This is a genomic window from Kitasatospora nipponensis, from assembly GCF_039528135.1.
In the GTDB taxonomy this organism is placed as follows: Bacteria; Actinomycetota; Actinomycetes; order Streptomycetales; family Streptomycetaceae; genus Kitasatospora; species Kitasatospora nipponensis.
Map to the genome: position 1 here is coordinate 1 of NZ_BAAALF010000132.1, position 5,836 is coordinate 5,836.

8 protein-coding genes are annotated in these 5,836 nt (G+C 73.4%); 4 read left to right on the forward strand and 4 right to left on the reverse strand.

Annotation, left to right across the window (positions count from 1 at the left end; all coding sequences use genetic code 11):
• Positions 1–311: 311 nt before the first annotated feature.
• On the forward strand, positions 312–464 hold the full coding sequence (locus ABD323_RS28470; RefSeq protein WP_344444853.1) for a hypothetical protein: 153 nt from the start codon (positions 312–314) through the stop codon (positions 462–464).
• A gap of 122 nt (positions 465–586) precedes the next feature.
• Here ABD323_RS28470 and ABD323_RS46220 read toward each other — a convergent pair whose 3' ends face one another.
• The gene (locus ABD323_RS46220) at positions 587–718 is read right to left on the reverse strand and encodes a hypothetical protein (RefSeq protein ID WP_486327159.1); all 132 of its coding nucleotides are present in this window, start codon (positions 716–718) and stop codon (positions 587–589) included.
• Between the two features lie 62 nt (positions 719–780).
• Between ABD323_RS46220 and ABD323_RS28475 the strand changes: the two genes are divergently transcribed.
• The gene (locus ABD323_RS28475; protein ID WP_344444854.1) at positions 781–1,272 is read left to right on the forward strand and encodes an SRPBCC family protein; all 492 of its coding nucleotides are present in this window, start codon (positions 781–783) and stop codon (positions 1,270–1,272) included.
• A gap of 119 nt (positions 1,273–1,391) precedes the next feature.
• A complete protein-coding gene (locus ABD323_RS28480) occupies positions 1,392–2,078 on the forward strand; it encodes a ribonuclease H family protein (protein ID WP_344444855.1) in 687 nt (228 codons plus the stop codon).
• Positions 2,079–2,165: 87 nt separating this feature from the next.
• Here ABD323_RS28480 and ABD323_RS28485 read toward each other — a convergent pair whose 3' ends face one another.
• On the reverse strand, positions 2,166–3,251 hold the full coding sequence (locus ABD323_RS28485; RefSeq protein WP_344444856.1) for a DUF2332 domain-containing protein: 1,086 nt from the start codon (positions 3,249–3,251) through the stop codon (positions 2,166–2,168).
• A gap of 244 nt (positions 3,252–3,495) precedes the next feature.
• On the opposite strand from ABD323_RS28485, the gene ABD323_RS28490 reads away from it, so the two are divergent.
• A complete protein-coding gene (locus ABD323_RS28490) occupies positions 3,496–4,233 on the forward strand; it encodes a class I SAM-dependent DNA methyltransferase (RefSeq protein ID WP_344444858.1) in 738 nt (245 codons plus the stop codon).
• Positions 4,234–4,349: 116 nt separating this feature from the next.
• On the opposite strand, the gene ABD323_RS28495 is transcribed toward ABD323_RS28490, so the two are convergent.
• Positions 4,350–5,036 carry an NlpC/P60 family protein gene (locus ABD323_RS28495; protein WP_344444859.1) on the reverse strand — a complete coding sequence of 229 codons (687 nt, stop codon included), beginning with the start codon at positions 5,034–5,036 and terminating at the stop codon, positions 4,350–4,352.
• A gap of 32 nt (positions 5,037–5,068) precedes the next feature.
• Complete coding sequence (locus tag ABD323_RS28500) at positions 5,069–5,608, reverse strand: hypothetical protein (RefSeq protein WP_344444860.1); 540 nt, start codon at positions 5,606–5,608, stop codon at positions 5,069–5,071.
• Positions 5,609–5,836: the final 228 nt, after the last annotated feature.

Below are 5,836 nucleotides of genomic sequence, written 5' to 3' on the forward strand. Positions count from 1 at the left end.
TGCGACCTCTGGGTTATGAGCCCAGCGAGCTACCGAGCTGCTCCACCCCGCGTCGTTGTGTCCAAACCATAGCACGATCACCGGGGCCCCTGCGCACACCACCGGTCCGGCGGCGTGCGCAGAGGCCCAGCTCAACGGCTATCCGCTGGTACCCGGCAGCGGCGAGGCGGTCGAGGTCGGACTCGCACTCGCGCTCGGCGGCGGGCCGGCCGGGCCGCCCCCAGCCGGCCGACACCTTCCAGCACACGGGTGAGCCGATCTCGCCCGCGGCCACCGGCTACACCAGCGACGGGCTGGCGCGGAACACCGGCGTGCAGATCGATCCGTCGGGCAACGTCTGGCTGACCAACAACTGGCAGACGGTGCCGTTGCAGAGCAATCCCGGTGGACACGAACTCGTGGTCTTCGTTGGCCTCGCCGCCCCGGTCCGCGCCCCGTTGATCGGTGCGCCGCAGCGGCCGTGACCGCGAGGGCGGGCGGGGGAGGGCGGGTGCGCCGGCGCGCAGGAGGAGCGGCGGGGTGGCGGTGGCCGGTGCCTGAGTGGACCGCCGCTACGCCCGCCGCTCTCGTTACCGGGTCGGTGCGCTCAGCACTGGGGCCGGCGGCCGTGGTTGGCCTTGTGCTTGGTGCGTGCCTTCTTCTTGCGGCGCCGCTTCGATGACATGGCTGCTCCTCTCGCGGAAAAGCTCCGGTCGCCCCCTGTTCCAACGTCGCACATCCGGGCGGCGGTGGCGCGTCGGTCCGCCGGGCCCGGCTCCGGACGCCCGTAGCCTGGGGCCCATGGCCGGCTTCGAGTTGTCCCGTACCGCGCGGTTGCCCGCTGACGAGGCCTGGCGCAGGTTGACCGACTGGCCCAGGCACTCCGCGAACGTGCCGTTCACCCGGGTAGGGCCGGTGGCCGGGACGGCGCAGGGGCTGGGCGGCGTCGTGGTCGCCCGCACGAGCCTGCTCGGGCTGGGGTTCGACGACCCGATGGAGATCGTGCTCTGGCAGCCGCCGGGCGCTGCCGCCGGTCCCGGGCCCGGTGGTCCTGGCCCCGACCCCGACGCCGGGTCCGGGTCCGGGGCCGTCGGCCGTTGCCGGTTGGAGAAGCGCGGCACCGTGGTGCGGGGCTGGGCCGAGATCCTGGTCGTTCCCCAAGGGCAGGGCAGCCGGGTCACCTGGCGCGAGGAGGTGTTCTGCCGCGGGGTGCCGCGCGCCGCCGACCCCCTCCTGGCGGCGGCCGGGCGCCGGATGTTCGGCCGGGTCCTCGACGCCCTGCTCGCGCCGTAGTGCCGGCTGAGGTCGCCGGCTGTCTACTCCGGCGCCGGCCCACTGCATCCGCATGCGCACCACCCTTGCTGCGACAGGGGCGTTACCAGTACGGTTCCGGGCCTGACATCATCGAGGGCATGATCGAACGACTCATCGCAGCGTGTGACGGAGCCGCCAAGGGCAACCCCGGGCCGGCGGCCTGGGCCTTCGTGGTCGCGGACGCCACCGGGGCGCCGCAGCGCTGGCAGGCCGGTGCCCTCGGCCACAGCACCAACAACATCGGCGAGCTCACGGCGCTGGAGCGGCTGCTGGAGGCGACGGACGCCGCCGCGGCGCTGGAGGTCCGCCTCGACAGCACCTACACCCGCGACGCGGTGACGAAGTGGCTGGTGGGGTGGAAGCGCAACGGCTGGAAGACCGCGGCCGGCAAGCCGGTGGCCAACCAGGAGCTGATCCAGCGCATCGACGCGCTCCTGGAGGGCCGGGACGTCACCTTCGTCTACGTCCCGGCCCACCAGGTGAACGGGGATCCGCTCAACGCGATCGCCGACAAGGCCGCCAGCGACGCCGCCCGTACCCAGCAGGACGCCGGTGGCACCGCGGCCGATCTGCCGGTACCGGATCCGGTCCCGGCCTCCACGCCGCGCAGCAGCCGCCCCGCCACCTCGTCCGGGAAGAAGGCGGGCTCCTCGGGTGGCACGCGGACGCTGTCCGCCAAGTTCCCCGGGACCTGCCCGTGCAGCCGCTCCTACGCCAAGGGCGACCCGATCACCAAGGTCGGCGCGAGCTGGGGCCACCCCCAGTGCGCGGCCGCCCAGGCCTGACGAGCAGCAGTTCGCGCCCGGCCCGCCGCCCGGCCCGCCGCCCGCGTCCACACCCCCGCCCGGGTGGCGGGTGGCGGGCGGTCCGGACTACGCGTCCGTGAAGGTCTCCAGCCATCGCAGGTGGCCCTCGACCACGGCGAGCGTGCGCCGCTCGCCGTCCGGGGCGCGCAGCCGCAGCGCCGCGCCGTGGCGGGTGGGCGCGGGCCGGGGGTCCGGATCGGGGGCGTCCTCGACGGAGATCCACCAGAGCGGGCCGGTCTCGCCGAGCGAGGCGATGGCGGCGTCGAAGGCGTCCAGCCGGTGGGCGGGGACGTGCATGCGGGTGGCGGAGTGGAAGACGACCCTGGGTTCGCCCGCCGGCAGGGCTCCGGCGAGCCGGGGGAGGACGTCGATGGCGTCGCCGGCCTGGATCGGGGGCGGGTCCGTCGCGGTCAGTTCGAGGGCGGCGGCCAGCAGGGCCCGCTGGTCGTGGTTCTCCGGCCAGACCAGGGCCTCGAGCCAGCCGCGCGCGTCGGGGTCCCGGACGTCGATCGGGTTCAGGTCCACACCCCGCACGCTGGCGAGGTCCGGCAGGACGTCGAGGTCGGGCAGCGGACCGGTGCCGTGGTGCTCGGTGACGAGCTGGACCGGTGAGGCCGGATCGCCGAAGGTCCGGTCGCCCACGGTGTAGCCGTAGCGGTCGAAGCGCAGGTTCAGTCCGGCGCTGGCCCCTACCTCGATCAGGTGAACCGGGGCGGCGACCTCGGCCGCGATGCTGCTCAGACCGAAGCGCAGGCCCACGGCGCGCTGGACCTGGTTGGTCTGGACGAGCCGGGTGCTGATCACCTCGGTCAGCGCCTGCTCGTGCTCCGCGCAGAAGGCGATCAGCGCGGCGCCGGCCTCCTGCCCGGGGGCGGCCTGCCGCCCTTCGCCGACGAGGGAGGGGTAGAACGCGGCCAGCGGGTGCCGGGTGCCGGTCAGCAGCAGGTGGTGGACCGCGGCGAAGAACAGGAACGTGGGGTACTGGCCGGGGCGGCCCCGGCCGGCGAGCTCGAGCAGCCGGTCCTCGCCCGCCACGGTGCGGCTCAGCGCGCGGTAGAGCGGCGAGGAGGTGAACTCGCGCGGGTCGGTGAAGGCCTGCCGCAGCCGCTGCCGTGCCGCCTCCCGATCGGTGCCGATGATCTTGTCTGACATGTCCCGACCGTAGCGATGCGGCGGTCCGGGCAACGCTGTTCCCGGCAAGTGTGAGTCGGATCATAGGACCCGCTCCTGGGCCCGGAACGCCGGGCCGGCCACCGGAAATTCGGTTGCCGAGGCCTCGGAGGGCTGCTCGACTCTCCCTGACACTTCATCGAACCGGGAGTCGCGTCACGCGTCCGACGCCCATGTCCCGCCCACCGCGCCGCACGGACCCGAACGAGGAAGGGACGGCCCGACCATGGCCATGAAGGGCTACGACCCGATGGACAGTTTCCGCCAGGACACGGCGGACCGCTACGACGATCACCTGCGTGGCGACGAGGCGGCGACGGTGGCCTTCCTGCGCGAGCGGGCGGCGGGCGGCGCGGTGCTGGAACTCGCCGTCGGCACCGGGCGGATCGCCCTGCCGCTGGCCGCGAGCGGCGTGCGCGTCGACGGGGTGGACCTGTCGCCGGAGATGGTCGGCCGGCTGCGCGCGAAACCCGGCGGCGACGATCTCACCGTGGTGATGGGCGACTTCGCCGAGGTACCGGTCGAGGGCAGCTACCGGCTGGTCTACCTGGTGTACAACACGCTCTTCAACCTGCTGACCCAGGACGATCAGGTCCGCTGCTTCCAGAACGTCGCCGAGCACCTCGACGAGGACGGGGAGTTCGTCGTGGAGGCGTTCGTTCCCGGCTACCTGCACCGGCTGCGGGACGACCAGTACGTCGACGCCGAACACATCGCGGTGGGCCGGGTCACCCTCGACGTCGGGCGCCACGATCCGGTGCGGCAGGTTCTCGACGAGAGCCATGTGGTGCTGTCGCCGCAGGGCACGAGCGTCTTCCCGATCGTCTGCCGCTACGCCTGGCCCAGCGAACTGGACCTGATGGCCCGCATCGCCGGCCTGCGCCTCCGGGAGCGGTGGTCCGGCTGGGAGCGCGAGCCGTTCACCGCGACCAGTCGGAACTGCGTCTCCGTGTACGGACGTTGACCCCGTGACCCCGTGACCCCGAGGGTCGGCCTCAGGCTCCCGGCAGGCCGGTCCGTGCGCGGACGTGCGAACGCCCCCGCTGCGGGCGGAGGCGTTCGCTGGTGTGGCGGTGGGGTCTACCACCAGCGGTACGAGGAGTACCAGCTCTTGGAGTGGTGCGAGGAGTGCGTGCCGCTCGTGCCCGTGGTGGGGGTGGACGGCTTGGCCGGAGCGGGCGCAGGGGTGGGCGTCGCCGTGCTGGTGGGCGCGGTGACGGCCGGCGGCGTGCTGCTGGCCGTGCCCTCGATCTTGTCGTAGCGCAGCGGCGTGTAGGAGCTGGTGGGCCAGCCCGCCAGCGAGCTGGCGTTGAGGTCGCCCTGGTACTGGTTGGTCAGGACGCGCGAGTTCTGCTCGGCGTAGTAGTTGAACGTCCCGGCCGACTGGTCGATCCAGTTGCCGAACAGGATGACGTGCTCGGCGGTGTAGTCGAGCGCGTCACCCGGCTGGAGCTGGGTGGCGGCGATCTGGGTGGAGACCCCCGGCAGCGTCTGGGTGACCAGGCTGTCGGACAGGTGCCAGGCCATCGACACGAAGCCGGAGCAATCCTCGCGGTAGCTGCCGTTGCTGTCGGTGTGGTTGGCACCCTGGTTGTAGGGCACGCCCTGACTGACCCAGCTCTGGGCCCGCTGGATGACCTCGTCGCGCGAGATGCTGCCGTCGGTGGAGGAGGCGGCGTGTGCCGGGACGCTGATGAGGAGGGAAGCGGCGCCGGCGCCGAAGAGGCCGATGGCCCAGCGGCGCAGGTGGGGGCGGTTCGAGGACATGGGGGTCTCCAGGGAAGGGGGAGAGGGGGAGATCAGCCGAGCCGGTTGGCGACCGCGGTGAGCAGGTCGCCGTCCGATCGGGTGCTGTAGGGGGCGGCGGAGGTGCCGGCCCATTCGTCGAAGTGGACGACGGCGAGGGTCTTGCCGTGCTGGACGGCGAAGAGGTGGTCGGTCTGCGGGCCGGCCGCGGACAGGCCCTGCACCCCGGTCCACTGACGCGACCAGGCGGTGCCCTGGTCGGTCGTGGCGGTCTGGCTGACCTGGGCGTCGGCGGAGACCTGCGCCTTGGTCTGCACGGCGCGGGACTGCGTCTGGCAGCTGCCCATCTGGGTCAGCAGCGACTGGTAGGCGGTGTGCGCGGCCGCATCGTCGGCGAAGCCGAACACGTCCTGCTCGGCCGGCGTCTGGTAGGCGCCGACGTAGCCCAGCTGCTGCCACGAGACCGCGCCGGTGACGGAGGCGCACTCGTTGACCTGGACCGCCCGCGTCACCGCCACGGTGCGCGGCGCGGCGAGCGGCTTCCACTGCTCGACCGCGTTCGCGGGCAGCTCGGCCGCCGAGAGCAGGGCCACCGTGGCCGCTCCCGAGGTCGAGGCCGACGCTGATGCCGACCCCGGTGCCGAGGGCGCCGCGGGGGCAGCCGGTGCCGACCCCGATGCTGATCCCGACGCCGCCCCCGAGGCCGTCGGTACGGGCGCGGCCGCGGCCGTGCCCGCCGCGACGGCGGCCGGGTGCTGCGCGCCGCCACCGCAGGCGGTGAGCAGGACAAGTCGGAGGCCAAGCGGTCTTAGGAAGACAAG

Coding starts and splice junctions, on each gene's coding strand:
- ABD323_RS28495 (WP_344444859.1), bottom strand. CDS start 5,036: ATGTCCTCGAACCGCCCCCACCTGCGCCGCTGGGCCATCGGCCTCTTC.
- ABD323_RS28490 (WP_344444858.1), top strand. CDS start 3,496: ATGGCCATGAAGGGCTACGACCCGATGGACAGTTTCCGCCAGGACACG.
- ABD323_RS28475 (WP_344444854.1), top strand. CDS start 781: ATGGCCGGCTTCGAGTTGTCCCGTACCGCGCGGTTGCCCGCTGACGAG.
- ABD323_RS28485 (WP_344444856.1), bottom strand. CDS start 3,251: ATGTCAGACAAGATCATCGGCACCGATCGGGAGGCGGCACGGCAGCGG.
- ABD323_RS28480 (WP_344444855.1), top strand. CDS start 1,392: ATGATCGAACGACTCATCGCAGCGTGTGACGGAGCCGCCAAGGGCAAC.
- ABD323_RS46220 (WP_486327159.1), bottom strand. CDS start 718: ATGTGCGACGTTGGAACAGGGGGCGACCGGAGCTTTTCCGCGAGAGGA.